The following is a 17,266-nucleotide window of genomic DNA, read 5'->3' as shown; positions in this document are numbered from 1 at the left end:
GGCATTATTATCATCATATGTTAACAGTACATGCTATGTGTAAATATGATTGAAAGGAGGCGTATTAATGTCACAAACTAATTATTATAATCTTTGCTGTAGATATCATGGAAGAAATGTAAGAATTACTTGCCGCGATGGTCGGGTTCATAGAGGAGAAATTACGAGAGTAACCCGCGATATGGTCTGGATTCGACCTGCTGAAGGTCTCGGCGGATATGGACTAGGTTTTGGTGGATTCGGATTTGGCGGATTTAGATATGGATTTGGAATTGCTCTTGGCGCAATTACGGGCATAGCCTTAGCTTCAGCATTTTTTTGGTAAACAGTTTTCAGTAAGCCATCATGCACTATCAAATTGAACTATAGCCCGAATCCCTTGCCTTTTTCAACGTAGGCGAGATTCAGGGATATAGTTCAGATAGGCTGTTCGGGTATAGAAATATATTCAACTTATGCTTACATATGATTTTTTTTTAGTTTTCTGGCATCGCTAACGGGTATAGCTCACTAAGCGCTTGTTTCAAGGAATTATATGTATCGAAATGGTTCAATTCCAATCCTAACTGGACGGTTGATTTCGCAATTTCTGGGCAGATCCCCGTCAATGTCGAATTAATCCCTAGCAATTTTAGGACTTGCATGAAAGGCTTCATTTGCTGCACCTCAATCGTGTCAATTTCGGACACGCCTGACAAATCGATGAACAAATGAGTTATATCCAATTCAACGCATTTCGTGGGGATAGAATCCCAAAAACCTTCTCCCCGAAACGTATCTATATTACCGATGATCGGCAAAACACCAATCGATTTAGTTAGCTTTATGATTGGATAACTCAATTCTGCGATTAAGCGTTGTTGTGCCGCAAGTCTAGCATTCATGATCTCGTAATACGTTTCGGAATAATGCGTATAAAGTTCATCGAATGCGGAATGAATGGAATTTCCCCACCTCATCAAATCATCTTGGGTGACTCCTATCCCTTTGGTTTTTGCAAACTCGTTTACGAAGGACCAGTAGGTTTGCCTAGCTTTACTAAGCGCTCCAAGCACTTCCGGTATAGATGTATTGCTTTTTATTCTACTTTCAGCCAATTCTCGCGCCCATTCTTCCTTATTGGTTTCAAATAGCTGTTTATCATTCAATAGTATGCTGGTGACAGTGAGATTGGTTAAGCGGTTTTGTTGGCGAAGTAACACTTCCGCAGATTCACCAGCCTTCAAGGAATAAATGGACCCCCTTTTTTCCTCACGAAGGGTTAGCCATTTGTTTGTTATCGTGGGCAGATTGGCAATCATGTAATCATAAAGTTGCTTATCCATTGCATTCATTTTCTCTTCACCCTTTTGATAATATTTCTCTTTTTTAATCCATGTTGCTCCAGTATACCATTAATCACTAAATCACTGACGATGGTAGATACTATACTACTTCGACAGATGTAAATATTTCCCTCTATTTTTCATTCTATTACTAGGTTTAAATTTAAAAACAAAGGACTCTAAATATTTAATTACGAAAAGTGGTTTTTCATTTAATAATGGGGGGATTATAAAGATATATCAGTGGGCAGATTTTGAAGCCAAATTATAAGCGGAGATGATAATTATGGGCGATCACCATGCACCAGAAGCAACGTCAAATGATTATACACTAGTGAAAGTGCCACGAGAACAAAGGACTATGGGTTGGTTAAGTATCACGAATATTGCTTTTGGCATCGCAACAGCCATTTTCTATTTTCAAATGGGAAGTGTGATGGCTCTAAAATTTGGCGCCATTAATGCAATCATTTCTTCCATTTACGCAATCATCGTCGCAGGCATACTCGGAACATTTATCTCTTATCTCTCCGCAAAATCTGGGATGAACGTCAATTTTTTATCCCGAGGTGGTGGATTTGGTTATGTAGGCGCATCGCTCACATCGTTCATTTATGCAACAAATTTCATTATGTATTGTGCGTTTGAAGGATTAATATTAGTATATGCTGTCCATACCTTCTTCCCAGTCATCCCGAAATGGGTGATTATCCTTTTCTTTGGGACCGTTGTCATCCCCTTAAATTGGTTTGGAATTAAACAACTGGACAAATTACAAAAATGGTCTTTACCTATTTTCTTCATTTTTCTAATCGCCGCAATTGTTGTATCGATTTATACCCCATCGGTCTATAAAGGTAGTTTTTGGACCTATATGCCAGATGGCGTTCAAGTAGGTGGAGAAGCTTTGTTATTATGTATCGGAATGCACCATGGCATAATGGGTTTGACAGCGCTTCTTGCTTCAGATTATACACGCTTCCTTAAACCAAAAGACATCAAGGTAGGCGCGGTTGCGATAGGATTTATTCCTCAGATTTTCTGTTTTGGCGTCATGGGCGGTCTTGGTATATGGTTTGGTGTTCGTCTGGATGAATCGAACCCAGGTGTTTATATCGTCTTGCTTCTTGGTATCGGTGGCGCGTTATTTACCATATTAACTCAACTGCGCATTAACGTAACAAATATATATAGCAGTTCCTTATCACTTGCTAGTTTCTTTGAAAACATCTTTAAATTTACACCTGGCCGGCGATTCTGGGTTGTTGTATCAGGGGTTACTGCGATGGTATTAATGTTTGGTGACATCGTGAATCATTTGGATACAGCCATGACATTCCAAGGTGTCTTTCTGTTAGCTTGGGCAGCCATACTTGTTAGTGACGCTATGATCGTGAAACGATTATTAAAAATTGGACCTGGCTATTATGAGAGCCGGCAAGAATATTTGTATAAATGGAATCCCGTTGGCGTCGTGGCTTTATTCATTTCGAGCTTACTAGGTACAATCGCTGCTCTAGGCTTCATGGGGAATTTCCTGCAAAGTACAGCCGCATTCTTTGCAGCGGTTCTAGCGGCAATACTGACAGTGATAATCGCCATGGTCACGAAAGGTAAATATTATAACAAGAGCCTACCGAATGATGTTCACAAAGATGATTATATTGTGTAAATAAAGAGGCCGTGGGTGTATCCTAACGGGTTCGGTTGATGAGGAGAAACACGAAAACGCACCCAAATTAATAGTAGAAAAAGCAAGAAAAAATGCCCAGGTTATTATGAAGGCACTGAAAAAGTGTGATTAATGTAGTGCTATCATTAATAATGAGTTAGTGCTCCAAAGAAAGAGCGAACTTCTCTTTCGCTCTCTTTTCGCTTTCCTGCGGGCGAGCGCCAAGTGCGGAAAGATACAGTTCAATCTTTACCTGCCGCTTCGTCGCTAAAATCGTGCTCCCAAACGCTGCGCTTTTAGGTCGCAAAAGCCGTTCTTCGTAACGGCTCTTCCTACAGGGTCTTGGCTTAGGAAAGAGTGATCTTCTCTTTCGCACTTCGCTGATTCCGCGGGAGTCTCACAACTGCGCACTAAATCAGAGAATAATGGAATAAAATATACTTTTTCATACTTTTTCAGTGCCCTCGTTATTATGCCTGTGCATTTTTCTTATCCTATCCTTTTTTTCCTTTTTTCTGCATACGCGCCCTTTTCCGAAATTGCAACATTTTATTCTTCATACAAATCATTGTATTTTTCGTTGTATTTTCTTATCCATTCTATATCGATTGGTCCATTTGTAATTTCATAATAATTTCCGACTAGAATGTGAACACTGTTTCCATACATCCAAACAATGGATGGCTTAGCTTTTGAATGATAAATATCAAATTCAATTCGCTCTCCACTCTCTCTAATTTCATTAAACTTCTCTTCGTTTATCTTTTTTACACTGTACTGACTTAAGAACTCCATCAATTCATCAGTTGGTTCCTGGTCCTTTGTAAACCACTCAAAACCTTTTCCTTCTAGTACTTCGTTGATATCTGAGGTAAAACCCATAGAAAGAAAATCAGCTTGCTTGTAGTTTATCAGACTAATTAAGTCTTTTTCTCTATAATCATTAATTACCTTTAGGGAAAAACAGATCGCAAGTATAATAATTCCTATTACTGAATACCTGAAGTTTTTACTCTGCATTTTTAATTCCCCCTAATTCACAATCTGTCCCATTAACGGCATAAAATTTGTGCAACAATCGCACCCGTTTGAGGCACCTCTTATTTAATCACTATACAAGTCGTCGACTTCTTCCCATTTGGAATCGGAATTATCGGCCTTTCTCCAAACTTGTCCTGTAGTTATGTCATACATATAAATAATTCCATCTTGCACAACCACTCTATATGAGTCACTTTCTCCATCATAGGACTGATTAATACTAACACTCTCCGCCACATCGCCAAGACCACTTCCTATAAATCCTCCAGCAAAAAGAATACAAATACCTAGAAATATGAGAACCCCATTATTATTTTTCTTCTCCAATTTCGTTCACCCCTACGATTATGAATTACAAACTTACCCTTGGTTTCCCCTATTCCGCAATCTGGCCCGATTGTTGAATTAGCCGTCTTCTAATATCTCTAGTTTAGCACACAATCATTTGTCCCCTTCAATGTTTTCAGTTATTTCTAAAAGTTGTTTCAACCTCCAATTAACAAGCTTATTAGCAGTGTAATTTGCAGAGGCACATAATTTTACGTGCTGTTGTTAACTGTTGTTAATGAGTTTACCAATTGGATTGTTTTCTGCTGTTATTTGCTATAAACATTGATGTAACCATAAAAAAAGGATACCAATTCAAGTATGAATTGTATCCCCATTTGCTATACTTTTTAACGTTTTTTCCGATTCCCAACTCAATAATCATCCAAGCCAACTTGATTGGCTAGCACGCGGTCGCTACCTTAAAAACTTCTCTTCTTTCCCACTTAAATGCTGCCTGTTAGGCTCCGCGTCCCAGCCCGATAAGTCCGGGCCTTTGGGGATAATCACCTTTTCCTTTTTCAAATCAGCCGATAGACGCGCAGATAAATGATAATGCTTTTTAATAGCTTCAAAGTCAGTTGTATCGCCAAAGCCAGGCGTACGATACAAATCACGTGCATACGCCCATAAATGTGAAAAATCAATTAGCCGCTGTTTATTTGCTTTAAATACCGAATAATACGCAATATCAAATCGTACCAACGTAACATATAATCGAACATCGGCATCCGTAATGTAATCACCTAATAAGAAACGCTGTGTCGCTAAAAGTTGATCAAGGATTGCCATTTTCTCAAACAAATTATCGTATGCCTGTTCATAAGCTTCCTGTGACCCCGCAAATCCACATCGGTACACCCCATTATTAATATCAGCATAAATAACATCATTTAACGCATCAATCCGCTGACGTAGTGGTTCCGGGTATAAATCTGGCGCACCACTTTTATGAAAAGGTGCCCAAACGGTTTCAAGCACGATTGTCAGTGTGAAATAGTCATTATTCACAACCATATTTTCATTACAATCAACCATCACCGGGACAGTCGGACGTCCAGCGTATTCGGCATCTATTTTCGTGTAAATCTCACTTAAATACTGAATCCCTAATTCCGGATCCACATTGTTTTCATCTAATGAAAAAGCCCAGTCAATACGGTCAACGTCTGGACGAATCGGATCCACTGCACCCAAACTAATCACATTTTCTAACCCAAGAATGTTTCTTACAATCACTACCCGATGTGACCATGGACAAGCTGCGGACCAAATCAGACGATATCGATTTTCTTCCACTGGAAGCTCTCCTGCTTTTGTTCCAAATGGTCTGGAAAATAATATTTTTTGGCGATTAAAGGATCCATCCGCTTTAATTTCCTTGTTCAGCGACATTGTCATTCACTCCAATTCCAATAGATTTACTAGTTCTTGAAATGGTGGTAAGGATTTGAATAGATTCCCATTAATCCCTTTGATTATTTGAGTCGCTGTTTCACCTCTGTTGAATTAACTTTATCATATAGTAGAAACATTAATGAAAAATCGCAGATACACTGAATCGAATGCGTATGATTGGATAAAAGTCAAGTTTACTAACAATTATGATTTGTAATTCATAAAAATGCAGTAAAAAAAAGAATCCATTATTGGATTCAGTAACCTCTACACTCATTCAAATTATCTTCATGCGTAAAGATTCAAGCGCGTGGTTTTACTTGATATCTAAGAACTGTTTTCAATTTTTCCGGATCAATCCTTCCTATATCCGAAAGATAAATTTCGCGATGCGTTAAAGAAATTCTTTCCAGCTGGTGGCTTTCTAGATATTCAGCCATTTTAGCGAACTATTCTACACCTTTTATCAGCATAACGCAGCTCGAATTTCGCAAACTTTTTGATTAGAGAATCACGGTCAATCCTACCTAAACAGAAAAAATCCAATCCGAAATATCATTGATTACCTGTTCATCCACATGTTGCGCGACTTTATATTCTTGTTTCGACTTTTTTATATTGCCGTAAACAGAGGGCATAAACAAATGATTCAAATTCGGGTAAAGTTTAAATGTTACATTTTGCTTGTCATTTAATATTTCTTTATAACCACCAAAATCTTTTTCGACTGATATATGGAAATCTTTCTCTCCTTGTAAAATAAATACTGGCTTATTCAAAACTTTAAGATAGTCGTAGGTGAGATGTTCCCCCATCTCTTTGAAATAGTAAGCCCTGGTGTACTTCCCTAAAACCGTGGTTGATTTTGCTTCTTCATCACTCATTTTGTGGATATTGTAAAACTTGGCAGATAGTGTCGCAATCTGTTTCCTAGCAATCATTTTAAAAAACTTATTTAATGAGTTTAAAACATCGTTATTTTGATCCATCAAAATTTCTTCAAATTTACGCGGGGAACCACCCATAATAATGATTCCGGCAAAGTCCCCACCTTCCGCATCAATACGAGGTGCTAACATCCCACCTAAACTATGACCTATGATAAATATTTTGTTTGCATCAATACGTGAATCTTTTCGTAATAAATTGGCAGCTAGGATCGCGTCTTCAATCGTTTCCTTCTTAACCGATAACCCCGTGTCATTCTTCATTTCTTTACCGTATACAAGCGTTCTCTTATCATAGCGAAGTACCCCAATTCCTTTTTTGGACAACCCTTCAGCGAGATCTTTAAAAGGATAGTTATTTCCAATTTGCGCATCCATATTACTTGGTCCAGAGCCGTGAACCAATACAACCGCGGGAATTAATCCATTCGTATCATCAGGTATTTCCAATAATCCATTTAGCGGGTACTTTGTTCCGGATCCTATAATAACTTCTTCATTCGACATTATATTGCCTCCTGGGATGCCAAGTTCTAGTTTCTTATTAATAGGCATTTGATTTGTTATGTTTCATTATATTGAAAAAGTGTTCGCATAAACACTTTCTTACCTATAATACCAAGGAAAATGCTGCAAAAACAACGTACAACTGAGTTCATTCATAACTGCATTCAGCCTCACATAAATAATAGGGTAACCCGTTGATTTTAACTCAAGGGTACAGGAGGCGGAAAAAATGATAGAAGATAATGGACGGGAAACAGATTCTTCTGTTCACCTGAAAATACATTCCCAGACAGTAGGTGAAAGAGGTCCCGTACTGGAGCAGGATAGTATTTTACATGAAACTTTGGAGACTTTTGTCCATACCAAAATTATCGAAAGACCGGTACATGTGAAAGGTTTTGGTGCTTTCGGTTACTTTGAAACGGTCTACTCTATGACTAAATACACCAAACTTAACTTTTTACAAAACCCCGGGCAGCAGATTCCAGTAACGGTAAGGTTTTCGCTCGCCGTAAGCAATAAAGGCACACCGGATACTTCCCGAAATGTACGTGGATTTGCTACCAAGTTTTACACTGGAAAAGGTATTTTTGATTTAATCTGTAACCATCTCCCTGTATTTTTAATACGAGATGCGATTCGTTTTCCAGAAGCGATTAATGCATTATTACCCTCACCAGTAAATAACTTGATGGATCCCGAACGGTTCTGGCGTTTCGTAGCCAGAGCTCCAGAATCAACGCATTTTGTTGTTCGGCTTTACTCAGATGCAGGCACATTAAAAAGCTTTCGTCACATGCCAGGCCATAGTGTGAACACCTATGTTTGGAAGAATGCGCAGGGTGTTCGCAATTATGTTAAATATCATTGGGTTCCTTACGCTGGAGAACAGAATATAGATAGTACAGAAGCCGCCCGATGGAATGGTAAGAATCCAGATATTGCAGGTCAGGATTTATATGATGCAATCGCGAAAGGAAACCCTGTTCAATATGGGCTTTATGTGCAACTGATGAATCCCAAAGCTGAAAGCAATCTTCCTTATGATCCATTGGATGATACTAAAATTTGGGATGAACAGCAGTATCCTCTCATACCAGTTGGCCGCATGACGTTGAACCGAAATCCGGATAATTATATGGAGCAAGTAGAGAAGGTCGCGTTTTCCCCTTCCAACCTTTTAGAAGGGGTTGAGTTATCAGATGATAAGATGCTACAGGGACGCGCCAATATTTACTGGGATTCGCAGAGGCGGCGTCTAGGAGCAGACTTCCGCAAAATACCGATTAATCATCAAAAAGACTGGTCGCCAGATTCTCTTGTGACTAGCGGTAAGGGGAGATTTGTGAAGGGGCATCTTGTACGATTCGATTTGCCAAAACAAGATAATTTTACGCAGGCAGGACAATTTTATCACGCGCTGTCCACTGTGGAAAAAGACCATCTAGTGAATAATCTATCCGCTGATCTTGCTGGTATATCCCATGAAACGCGACGTATTATTTTAACGTATCTGTACAATGCTTCTCCGGAAATGGGAGAACGAGTTGTCCGAAAAATTGAAGTGCTGACAAAGAGTTAATTCTAAAACAGGTGCCTGCGAAAGAAACAATCATGGTCGTTTCTTACGGAGGCACCTGTCAATAATTACATCCAAATGCTACTTTCTGCTCTCTTTTATTTGATTTTCAGCTACTTGAACAATCACTGATGTTAAGTAGGTTCGGGTTAAGTTTTCAACGTTATCACCGTACAGAAAATCATCTATCATCTCAGAAAGCTCAAACCATCTTGAAAAATTTTCGGTATTTGTTTTTTCGCGAACCACTTTATATACTTCATAAGCAAGATCAATAGCATTATTCTCATCTTTCAAAATGGTTTTTAATAAATGGTTCTTGTAAGACTGATTACATTCCTCACATGAAGGTTTACGCAAATCGATTTCACTTGAAGCCCTATTAAAATAATCTTCCACTTCAAATATATTCAAGGGTTCTTCTAGGGCTGAAAGTACATTTATACTTGCAGAGGAACAATCATTTTCCAACATCTTAATAGCCCATTTAATATAATCGTAAGACTTAACATCGCCTTTATATATTTTGTAATACAACATATTAGTATCCATCTTTTTCCCTCGTCTTTATATAGTTGATTGGCATTCATTGTCTAATGAGCCTTTGGCATTCGAAATATAACGTATTTTCCTGTCCACATTTCACTTTCCACAATAATTTCTTCATTATCCTTTTCAAAAAAGAATCCCGCCCCCATTTGTTCCTTAAAAGTCCAACCTTTACTTTCCATCATTTGTTTTAGTTGTTCATTTGCATTTCCCTGATTTATTTTTGAGATGTACCATTCGTAACCCTTTTCTTCCGCCAATTTTATAATTTTTTCATTAGCGGAATTCCCTTTATTAACAACTTCACGCTTAGATACTGAGTCTATTGGCAAGGTAGGATAATAGACTTTAGAATAGAATAAAATTCCAAACACAATTACTATAAGCAATGCAATAAAAACTGTTAGCTTTTTCACATATTTCCTCACCTTTCAAAGTGAACTCATTCTACTTTCACTATTTTCAAACCTGATACTTGATCTAGTAACTTTCTATAATAGTCAGATCGTATGGAAAAACCGCCAGACTCTTCATGTGTTGTGCAAGAAAACCATGCAAAGTCATTTTTCTTGAATGTTAAGTCCTCTGGCAAATTGGGGGCTACCCAATCATAAAGCGATTTCGCTGATTGTTGAAGTAGCTTACAAGTATCCGAATTCGCTTCAATGACATACACGGTTGCAGCTGGTCCTTTTGTTTCCGTGTTCGCCCATCTCTTTGTCTTATAAACTTCAATCATATACGGTTCAAATTTTTCAAGAACCACCGAATTATATTTCAATTCTTTTCTTGTCACAAAATAAAACGTATCCGAGTAATCACATAACAATTTAATTAAATGACAATACGTTTCGCCTGTCGGGTTTTCAATTAATTCCCAGAACTCCATTTCAACACTCCTTTGGAAACACACTATTTATACAGAAATTCTGCTATTCGCCCAGCCTTCAATGAAATCCTTTAAAGAAGATGCAACCCACTTACGACTATCCGATTCATGATCCCAAACAAAAACATCGTCTCTTTGAATGCTTCCATTTAATATCGGATATCCGAATAAATCCCCATTTCCTGCATCCGAAAAAGAGAGTAAATGGTCGAACGGCATATAAATATCTTTATAATCTTCGAAACTTCGAAAGAATAAGTTGTCCTCGATGATTTGATTGGTTGACCAAATTAGCGGACAATCAAACGCGTCAAATACCCCATTCGTTTCATTCAGTAATTCCAATAAGTCAGTAGGCAGCTCAACACCTAGTTTCTCTTTTATGTGATGAATATCAGATTTTCTTGCGGGCTTTGCAAAATGGTAACCTGATGTAACATTTTGGATATACTCTTTCCACATGGCTGACAGATCCCCTCTAATCTTTAGTTTGATAAAACCAAAATACTATACGTTATTATCAACCGATATGTTTCATAAAACAAAAAAGTCGGATTCCTAATTAAGAAAGGATCCGACTTTCAATTATAAAACTTGCCTAGCACCTTTACCTACTCGAATTTTCCCCTTAACCTGCTTTAAAGACGCTACGATTAGAAAGCTAACAATCACGAGTAATAGCCATGAACTCACCTTTCCTAGATGAACGAGACTCCAAGCAGTGGTTTGGTTCGGATATTGCCAAGCGCCTAAAAATGTTGCGATATTTTCGGCTACCCATATAAAAAATCCAATGAGCACAAAGGAAAATACGAGTGGCATCCGATAACGAGTTTCACCAACTTCGTATGTGACCCATGCTTGCCAAAAAACGATTATCACTAGTATAGATAACCACCAACGCATGTCTATCCAATAATGGTGAGTGAAAAAGTTCAGGTAAATCGCAGCCGCAAGAGGGACAACTGCCAAAAATGGCGGCCACTTAACCAGTTCAACATTGAATCTCCGCCATGCTTGGCAAAGATAACTCGCTACACTTGCATACATGAAGCCGCTAAACAATGGCACGCCAAAAATCTTGAAATAGCCTTCCTCCGGATATGACCAGGAACCCATATGTACCTTGAAAACTTCGAGAGCAAGCCCAATAAGGTGGAACAATGAGATGACTTTCAGTTCATCTCGTGTTTCAAGCCCAGAACGCACCATCCACCATTGCATCAAAATACAGATGATGAGGATCCAGTCATACCTCGGCAGGAATGGAAGTGGAATGATCTGTGTAATCGCCAAAGATGCAAAAATAACGACAGGAAACAAACATGACAGGGCCTGCTCCCATCCGAAACGAACAAATTGTTTTAGCGCGCGCATGTTTTGTACCTCCCAAGGTTTTGGCCTACAGCTGAATAAATTTTCTAGTTAATCTGGGTTGTCATCTTTTCGATATTCTAAAATATCTCCAGGCTGACAGTCTAATGCCTCACATATCGCTTCTAAAGTAGAAAAACGAATCGCTTTTGCTTTTCCATTCTTCAGTATCGAAATATTCGCCATCGTGATTCCGACCTTCTCCGTTAGTTCTGTTACGCTCATCTTCCTTTTTGCCAACATCACATCAACATTTACAATAATCGCCATATCATTCACCTCAGACCGTTAAATCATTTTCGGATTTTATAGTAATCGCTTCTTGTAAAAGCCTTTGAAGAACAGCGGCAAAGACAGCAATCACCATTGAAGCGAAAACAGGGACCATTCCAATGATTACGAGTCCCGGTGCATCGTCTAGATCTGCGACAAGAAATACAAACGGTAAAATTACCGCATACAAGCCGCTAATTATTAGTGCACAGTATTTTATTTTCTTTAAAGCTACTACAGACATATCAGAGAAAGCTTGGCTTTTGTCAATATAGCTCAAAAGTTTAAATGCCTGGTACAATGCAACGAAAAACGGAATTACTGATACATACATGCCGATTACTATCGGATAGAGAATATGTGCGTAATCTGGATTGGCGGGATTATTAACTAAATACGTCACGCCAAATATGCCAAGTGCTAGAACTGGAGCTCCGATTAAAAAAACAGCTATTTTTAAAAAGAATGTTGAACCTCGTTTCATAAAAAGCACCTCACTAATTTATTATTAATTTTATATTAACACGTTATTTATCGTTTAACAATAAATAATTACTGATTATGACTATATTTTTATTGTGGTGTAAGTATAACTAAAATATGATAGAAGTCATAAATGTGTTTTAAACTTTCAGTAAGGGAATACTTCATTTAACGAACTAAAGAGGTGGTTTTATTGAATCGAATATTCGCTATTATAATTTTTACAGGTATACCGCTTGTCATTGCGGGCGCAATTTTTCATTGGAATGATATATTGATGTTTTTTCTTAGTTGTTTGAGTATCATCGCGCTGGCGGGCGTTATTGGAAGAGCAACAGAAAGCTTGGCTATTGTGAGTGGTCCGAGGGTCGGTGGTTTGTTGAACGCGACTTTCGGGAATGCGGTTGAGCTGATCATTTCTATTTTCACATTGAAAGCCGGGATGATTGGTATCGTTTTGGCGTCACTCACTGGATCCGTTCTTGGGAATCTTTTGCTCGTGCTTGGCCTTTCATTCTTTGCGGGCGGCCTCAAGTTTAAGCGCCAAAATTTCAGTATTCATGACGCCCGCTATAATTCTGGACTGCTCATCTTCGCTGTCATTGTGGCATTTGTCATTCCGGAAATATTTTCGATGACGTTGAATCCACAGAAAACATTAAGCTTAAGTATCGGCATATCAGTCATTCTGATTACCCTTTATCTCGCAGGATTATTCTTTAAGCTTGTTACGCACCGAGGTGTTTTCGGTTCCTCTGATAAGGAAGAAGGCGAAACGGAGATTCCGGAGTGGACGAAACGCAAATCGATTTGGGTGCTTCTTCTATCGACGGTCGCGGTCGCTTTTGTATCGGAACGACTGGTCCAGACATTTGAGACAATCGGCGATAAATTCGGATGGACCGAATTATTCATCGGTGTCATTGTCGTTGCCATCATTGGTAATGCCGCTGAACATTTCTCTGCCATTACGATGGCGATGAAGAACAAGATGGATGTAACGGTCGAGATTGCTGTCGGCTCGACACTGCAAGTTGCTATGTTCGTTGCACCCGTACTTGTCCTGGTTTCCCTGCTGATGCCCGAACCAATGCCGCTTGTCTTTACAGTACCTGAATTGGTCGCAATGATTACCGCGACGCTTCTTGTTATTAATCTTAGTAATGATGGTGAATCGAATTGGTTTGAGGGATTAATACTTTTCGCGGCGTATTTAATTATGGGGATTGGATTTTTTCTTCTTTGACTTCAACGACCAAAAAAGCATCGGTTATAGTGCCGATGCTTTTGGGTATATGATTAATTGACTTTAAAATCGGAACTCCAAGGTGTTTCCTTCCCAATATCTACTTTTAGTTCTTGCCTTTTCAATCCAATTTTCTCCGCATAATCATCAAGCATTTCAAAGACTGTAAGACGATGAAAACTTCCGTTGAGAAATTGCGGTTCATTGCGTCTAGTAGGGTCTATATTCCAAAGGGGTATAAAAACTGTGCCAGTATGATCATCGAATTCATTAATCGGAACACTAAAGTCGACATACTCGTTATACCCATTAGCAACTGCGATGACAGTAACTTCCCCCATGTTTTTCATTGGAAATCTAGGGTCTTTCTGAACTGTAACAGGTATGTTTACTTGTCCTTCAGAGTTTGTTAACTCTGTTCCGATTACTTCACCTGATGAATTCACTACAATAATTCGTGCGTTACTAATTGGTGTACCATCCTCTTCAGAAGTTGTTGTGACTTTAGTAGTTAATATTGCTGATACCGTGTTCTCATTTTTCCCCTCATAAATTGATAGAGATGGAGCGAGATAAGCAATCATGAAAAGTATGATAAGACTTTTTTGAACCAAGGACACCACAACTTTCAATTTCATTTTCCTTGGTATTATTTGTTTTATTACTAATTTTATACATGTCTACATCAATGCAGGTAGGAAGCCACTCAATGAAATAATTGATTGGCTTCCTTTTAGATCATTAAACCCTGACTGATATAATCTGTAGTTTTTCTCCGTACTCGACGCGGACCTTTTTCCTTGCTTCAGCAGGTGTTCTTGCCGCGATAGTCTTTGTTTTCTTTTCCCCATCTATTTCAATTTCAATATGATATTGTTTAGCACCGCATTTCACATCAATGACCTCCATTATTATCTGTACTTTCAATCACCTTAGCAGTCTTTCTCGATTTTTCCAAGACGTGCATACCTTCCGTAATGAAACCCCTGCTAGCAGAGGATTTATAGTGTTCTAAAATAGAGGATTTTCAGGAACATGTCACGAAACTATTACTTATAAAATAAAGGAGGATCCTTATGAAACCACCTATAGCAAAACGTATTTCCCATCCCCATGAATTGCATGGCGATGTGCGAGAGGACGACTTTTATTGGTTGAAGGACCGCGAAAACCCGGAAGTCATCCATTATCTAGAAGAGGAAAATAAGTATTTCGATGAAATTATGAAGCCACTTAAAGAACAAACCAAAGAACTTTATCAAAGTATGATTGACCGTGTTCCTGAAACAGAAGTAAATGTGCCGGTGCAACGCGGTCCATTCTTCTATTACTCCCGCCAAGACAAAGACAAGCAGTATCCAATTTATGCGCGTAAACCGGCTGCAAACCGTGAACTGTTGTCAAAAACGTCCGAGGAAATTGTGCTCAATTTGAATGAATTGGCTGAAGAAGATGAGTATTTAAGCGTAACGGCACAACGTATGTCCTACGACCATACCCGTCTTGCCTATTTGGAGAACCGGGACGGCACCGACCGGTATACAATTCATATCAAAGACATGGAAACGGGCGAGCTGCTACCTGACCGGATTCCCGATGTCTTTTTGTATGGCAGCATGGAATGGAGCCGATGTGGTGATTATATTTTTTACATCAGCGTCGATGAGAACCAGCGTCCATCCCAGCTATGGCGACATCGCTTGGGTAGCGAGAAGGAAAATGATGAGTTAGTCTTCGTAGAAAAAGACACGACGTTCACTTTATTCGTGACAAAATCACAAAGCGGGAAGTTTATTTTTGTGCATTCCAGCTCAAAAATGACGAGCGAAATCCGCCTACTTGACGCGGATTCGCCGCTCTCTCCCTTGAAACTAGTAGACGCACGGCGTGAGGGGATCTTATATGATGTCGAGCATTGGGGAGAGGATTTGCTGATTCTGACAAACGAAGAGGCCTTGAATTTCCAGTTGATCCGTTGCCCGGTCAATGATCTTCAATCAAGAGAGAACGTCGTTCCGTATCGTAAGGAACGCTACCTTCAAAGTATTTACCCATTTCAAGACGAGTTGCTCGTCGCTGGACGCGAGAATGGCCTGACACAAATTTGGTCATTAGAAAACGATGAATTGAAGCAAATCAAATGGGACGAACCGCTTTACACCGTGTCGATCTTATCCGATCAAAGCTACGAGACGACAGAAGTATTATTTAATTATGAATCACATCTCACCCCCAAAACAACATACGGGTTGGATCTTTTGACTGGAGAAAAACATTGTTTGCAAGTTGCGCCTGTCAGTGGCGATTTTGATCCTAATCGTTTCATTCAAAAACAATTATGGGCGGTAGCCGAGGACGGCGTCAAAGTGCCGATGACCATGGTCTATCAGAAAGGCGCACTTGAAAATGGGCCAGCTCCGTTGATTTTAAACGGGTACGGGTCATATGGAGCTAACAGTGATCCCTACTTCAGCCCATACGGACTACCAATGTTAGAAAAGGGAATTGTATTTGTCACAGCACAAGTTCGCGGTGGTTCCGAAATGGGACGAAATTGGTATGAGGATGGAAAGATGCAAAATAAGCGCAACACGTTCACCGACTTTATCGCTGTTGCAAAATTTCTTATTGAGCAGGGCTACACAACTAAGAGCCAAATGGCGGCGCGCGGTGGCAGTGCAGGTGGCCTTCTCATAGGCGCAGTGGCCAATATGGCCGGTGAGCTGTTTGAAGTTGTTATCCCAGCAGTGCCATTTGTCGATGTCGTTTCAACGATGCTCGACACCACGATTCCGCTTACCACTTTGGAGTGGGACGAATGGGGAGACCCTCGGAAGCGGGATGATTATTTATATATGAAGTCATATAGCCCATATGACAATGTAGAAGCGAAAGACTATCCGCATATGTATATTACAACTGGCCTCAACGATCCGCGTGTCGGGTATTGGGAGCCAGCCAAGTGGGTGGCACGCTTGAGAGCGCTAAAAACCGATAACAACACAATCATACTGAAAACGAATATGGGTGCCGGTCATTTCGGCAAGTCTGGTCGCTTCAATCACTTGAAGGAAGCCGCGGAACTATATGCATTCACGCTTGATAAGCTCGGCGTGTTTACCAAAATATCACAAGTCCGTTAATCTAAAAAAGCATCGGTATATAATGCCGATGCTTTTTAATGTTCTCATACCTCTCTCCAGCAGTTTACTAGATAACTTTTATTTCATACATACGCATCGAGTTGAGATTACCTTTATACGCTAATTGGTTGGAATTAATGAGCGAGCGGAGTCTATACTCAATCCATGTGTCAGACAATGATTGAACTGAATGACCCAACACTTCGCCGATTACTCTTGGTGCATTTATAAATTCTTGATCAGGCATTTCATTATGTAGTCTTGTGGCACATTCCAATATAAATGCATCGTCTCTTGTTTCCAAATCATCTATGACTTCTCCGTGTTGCCAAGAACGAACAACGCTTTCACTGCGAAGCAATTTTTCCCCACTCTGCACATAATCTCTTTTCATTACTTCTGAAATTGGATATGTAGAATGCTTATAAAAATGAGCGAGCAGCTCAGCATGACATTCAGCCGTATGACGAATATCAAATCGGACTTCTTTATGCTTCATGTAATCATGCATTG

General features: G+C 39.4%; 20 protein-coding genes. 5 read left to right on the top strand and 15 right to left on the bottom strand.

Annotated elements, in window-relative coordinates:
* Positions 1-67: 67 nt before the first annotated feature.
* Complete coding sequence (locus J4G36_RS16705) at positions 68-325, top strand: hypothetical protein (RefSeq protein WP_210471541.1); 258 nt, start codon at positions 68-70, stop codon at positions 323-325.
* A gap of 151 nt (positions 326-476) precedes the next feature.
* Here J4G36_RS16705 and J4G36_RS16700 read toward each other — a convergent pair whose 3' ends face one another.
* Complete coding sequence (locus tag J4G36_RS16700; RefSeq protein ID WP_210471540.1) at positions 477-1,334, bottom strand: STAS domain-containing protein; 858 nt, start codon at positions 1,332-1,334, stop codon at positions 477-479.
* 277 nt (positions 1,335-1,611) lie between these two features.
* On the opposite strand from J4G36_RS16700, the gene J4G36_RS16695 reads away from it, so the two are divergent.
* Complete coding sequence (locus J4G36_RS16695) at positions 1,612-2,997, top strand: purine-cytosine permease family protein (protein ID WP_246880684.1); 1,386 nt, start codon at positions 1,612-1,614, stop codon at positions 2,995-2,997.
* Positions 2,998-3,546: 549 nt separating this feature from the next.
* Here J4G36_RS16695 and J4G36_RS16690 read toward each other — a convergent pair.
* From J4G36_RS16690 to J4G36_RS16675, 4 genes are all read right to left on the bottom strand, one after another.
* Positions 3,547-4,017 carry a hypothetical protein gene (locus J4G36_RS16690; protein WP_210471538.1) on the bottom strand — a complete coding sequence of 157 codons (471 nt, stop codon included), beginning with the start codon at positions 4,015-4,017 and terminating at the stop codon, positions 3,547-3,549.
* Between the two features lie 84 nt (positions 4,018-4,101).
* Entirely contained in the window at positions 4,102-4,365 is a 264-nt protein-coding gene (locus J4G36_RS16685) for a hypothetical protein (protein ID WP_210467871.1), read from the bottom strand.
* A 417-nt stretch (positions 4,366-4,782) separates the two neighbouring features.
* The gene (locus J4G36_RS16680; protein WP_246880683.1) at positions 4,783-5,760 is read right to left on the bottom strand and encodes a glutathione S-transferase family protein; all 978 of its coding nucleotides are present in this window, start codon (positions 5,758-5,760) and stop codon (positions 4,783-4,785) included.
* A 530-nt stretch (positions 5,761-6,290) separates the two neighbouring features.
* Complete coding sequence (locus J4G36_RS16675) at positions 6,291-7,217, bottom strand: alpha/beta hydrolase family protein (RefSeq protein WP_210471536.1); 927 nt, start codon at positions 7,215-7,217, stop codon at positions 6,291-6,293.
* A gap of 229 nt (positions 7,218-7,446) precedes the next feature.
* Here J4G36_RS16675 and J4G36_RS16670 point away from each other — a divergent pair, with 229 nt between their 5' ends.
* On the top strand, positions 7,447-8,799 hold the full coding sequence (locus tag J4G36_RS16670) for a catalase (protein ID WP_210471535.1): 1,353 nt from the start codon (positions 7,447-7,449) through the stop codon (positions 8,797-8,799).
* A gap of 78 nt (positions 8,800-8,877) precedes the next feature.
* Here the strand turns inward: J4G36_RS16670 and J4G36_RS16665 are convergent, their stop codons facing one another.
* The 7 genes from J4G36_RS16665 to J4G36_RS16635 form a co-directional block, all read right to left on the bottom strand.
* On the bottom strand, positions 8,878-9,348 hold the full coding sequence (locus tag J4G36_RS16665; RefSeq protein ID WP_210471534.1) for a hypothetical protein: 471 nt from the start codon (positions 9,346-9,348) through the stop codon (positions 8,878-8,880).
* A 41-nt stretch (positions 9,349-9,389) separates the two neighbouring features.
* Positions 9,390-9,761, bottom strand: coding sequence for a hypothetical protein (locus J4G36_RS16660; RefSeq protein ID WP_210471533.1), 372 nt, complete (start codon positions 9,759-9,761; stop codon positions 9,390-9,392).
* A 26-nt stretch (positions 9,762-9,787) separates the two neighbouring features.
* On the bottom strand, positions 9,788-10,234 hold the full coding sequence (locus J4G36_RS16655) for a hypothetical protein (protein WP_210471532.1): 447 nt from the start codon (positions 10,232-10,234) through the stop codon (positions 9,788-9,790).
* A 27-nt stretch (positions 10,235-10,261) separates the two neighbouring features.
* Positions 10,262-10,696 (bottom strand): SMI1/KNR4 family protein, encoded by a 435-nt coding sequence (locus tag J4G36_RS16650; RefSeq protein WP_210471531.1) that lies wholly within the window; start codon positions 10,694-10,696, stop codon positions 10,262-10,264.
* Between the two features lie 123 nt (positions 10,697-10,819).
* Entirely contained in the window at positions 10,820-11,611 is a 792-nt protein-coding gene (locus J4G36_RS16645) for a DUF817 domain-containing protein (protein WP_210471530.1), read from the bottom strand.
* Positions 11,612-11,659: 48 nt separating this feature from the next.
* A complete protein-coding gene (locus J4G36_RS16640; RefSeq protein ID WP_210471529.1) occupies positions 11,660-11,878 on the bottom strand; it encodes a helix-turn-helix domain-containing protein in 219 nt (72 codons plus the stop codon).
* Positions 11,879-11,888: 10 nt separating this feature from the next.
* Positions 11,889-12,365, bottom strand: coding sequence for a DUF2975 domain-containing protein (locus J4G36_RS16635; RefSeq protein WP_210471528.1), 477 nt, complete (start codon positions 12,363-12,365; stop codon positions 11,889-11,891).
* A 192-nt stretch (positions 12,366-12,557) separates the two neighbouring features.
* Between J4G36_RS16635 and cax the strand changes: the two genes are divergently transcribed.
* On the top strand, positions 12,558-13,610 hold the full coding sequence (gene cax, locus J4G36_RS16630; RefSeq protein WP_210471527.1) for a calcium/proton exchanger: 1,053 nt from the start codon (positions 12,558-12,560) through the stop codon (positions 13,608-13,610).
* 53 nt (positions 13,611-13,663) lie between these two features.
* Here the strand turns inward: cax and J4G36_RS16625 are convergent, their stop codons facing one another.
* Positions 13,664-14,224, bottom strand: coding sequence for a hypothetical protein (locus J4G36_RS16625; RefSeq protein WP_210471526.1), 561 nt, complete (start codon positions 14,222-14,224; stop codon positions 13,664-13,666).
* Positions 14,225-14,351: 127 nt separating this feature from the next.
* Positions 14,352-14,519: a hypothetical protein gene (locus J4G36_RS16620; RefSeq protein WP_210471623.1), complete on the bottom strand. Its 168-nt coding sequence runs from the start codon at positions 14,517-14,519 to the stop codon at positions 14,352-14,354.
* 167 nt (positions 14,520-14,686) lie between these two features.
* On the opposite strand from J4G36_RS16620, the gene J4G36_RS16615 reads away from it, so the two are divergent.
* On the top strand, positions 14,687-16,753 hold the full coding sequence (locus tag J4G36_RS16615) for a S9 family peptidase (RefSeq protein WP_210471525.1): 2,067 nt from the start codon (positions 14,687-14,689) through the stop codon (positions 16,751-16,753).
* 67 nt (positions 16,754-16,820) lie between these two features.
* Here J4G36_RS16615 and J4G36_RS18595 read toward each other — a convergent pair whose 3' ends face one another.
* Positions 16,821-17,252, bottom strand: a complete 432-nt coding sequence (locus J4G36_RS18595) for a DUF3658 domain-containing protein (RefSeq protein ID WP_256439617.1) — start codon at positions 17,250-17,252, stop codon at positions 16,821-16,823.
* Between the last annotated feature and the right edge of the window lie 14 nt (positions 17,253-17,266).

The sequence above is a fragment of the Sporosarcina sp. 6E9 genome (assembly GCF_017921835.1).
GTDB lineage: Bacteria > Bacillota > Bacilli > Bacillales_A > Planococcaceae > Sporosarcina.
This window is presented reverse-complemented; position numbering and strand designations above follow the sequence as displayed.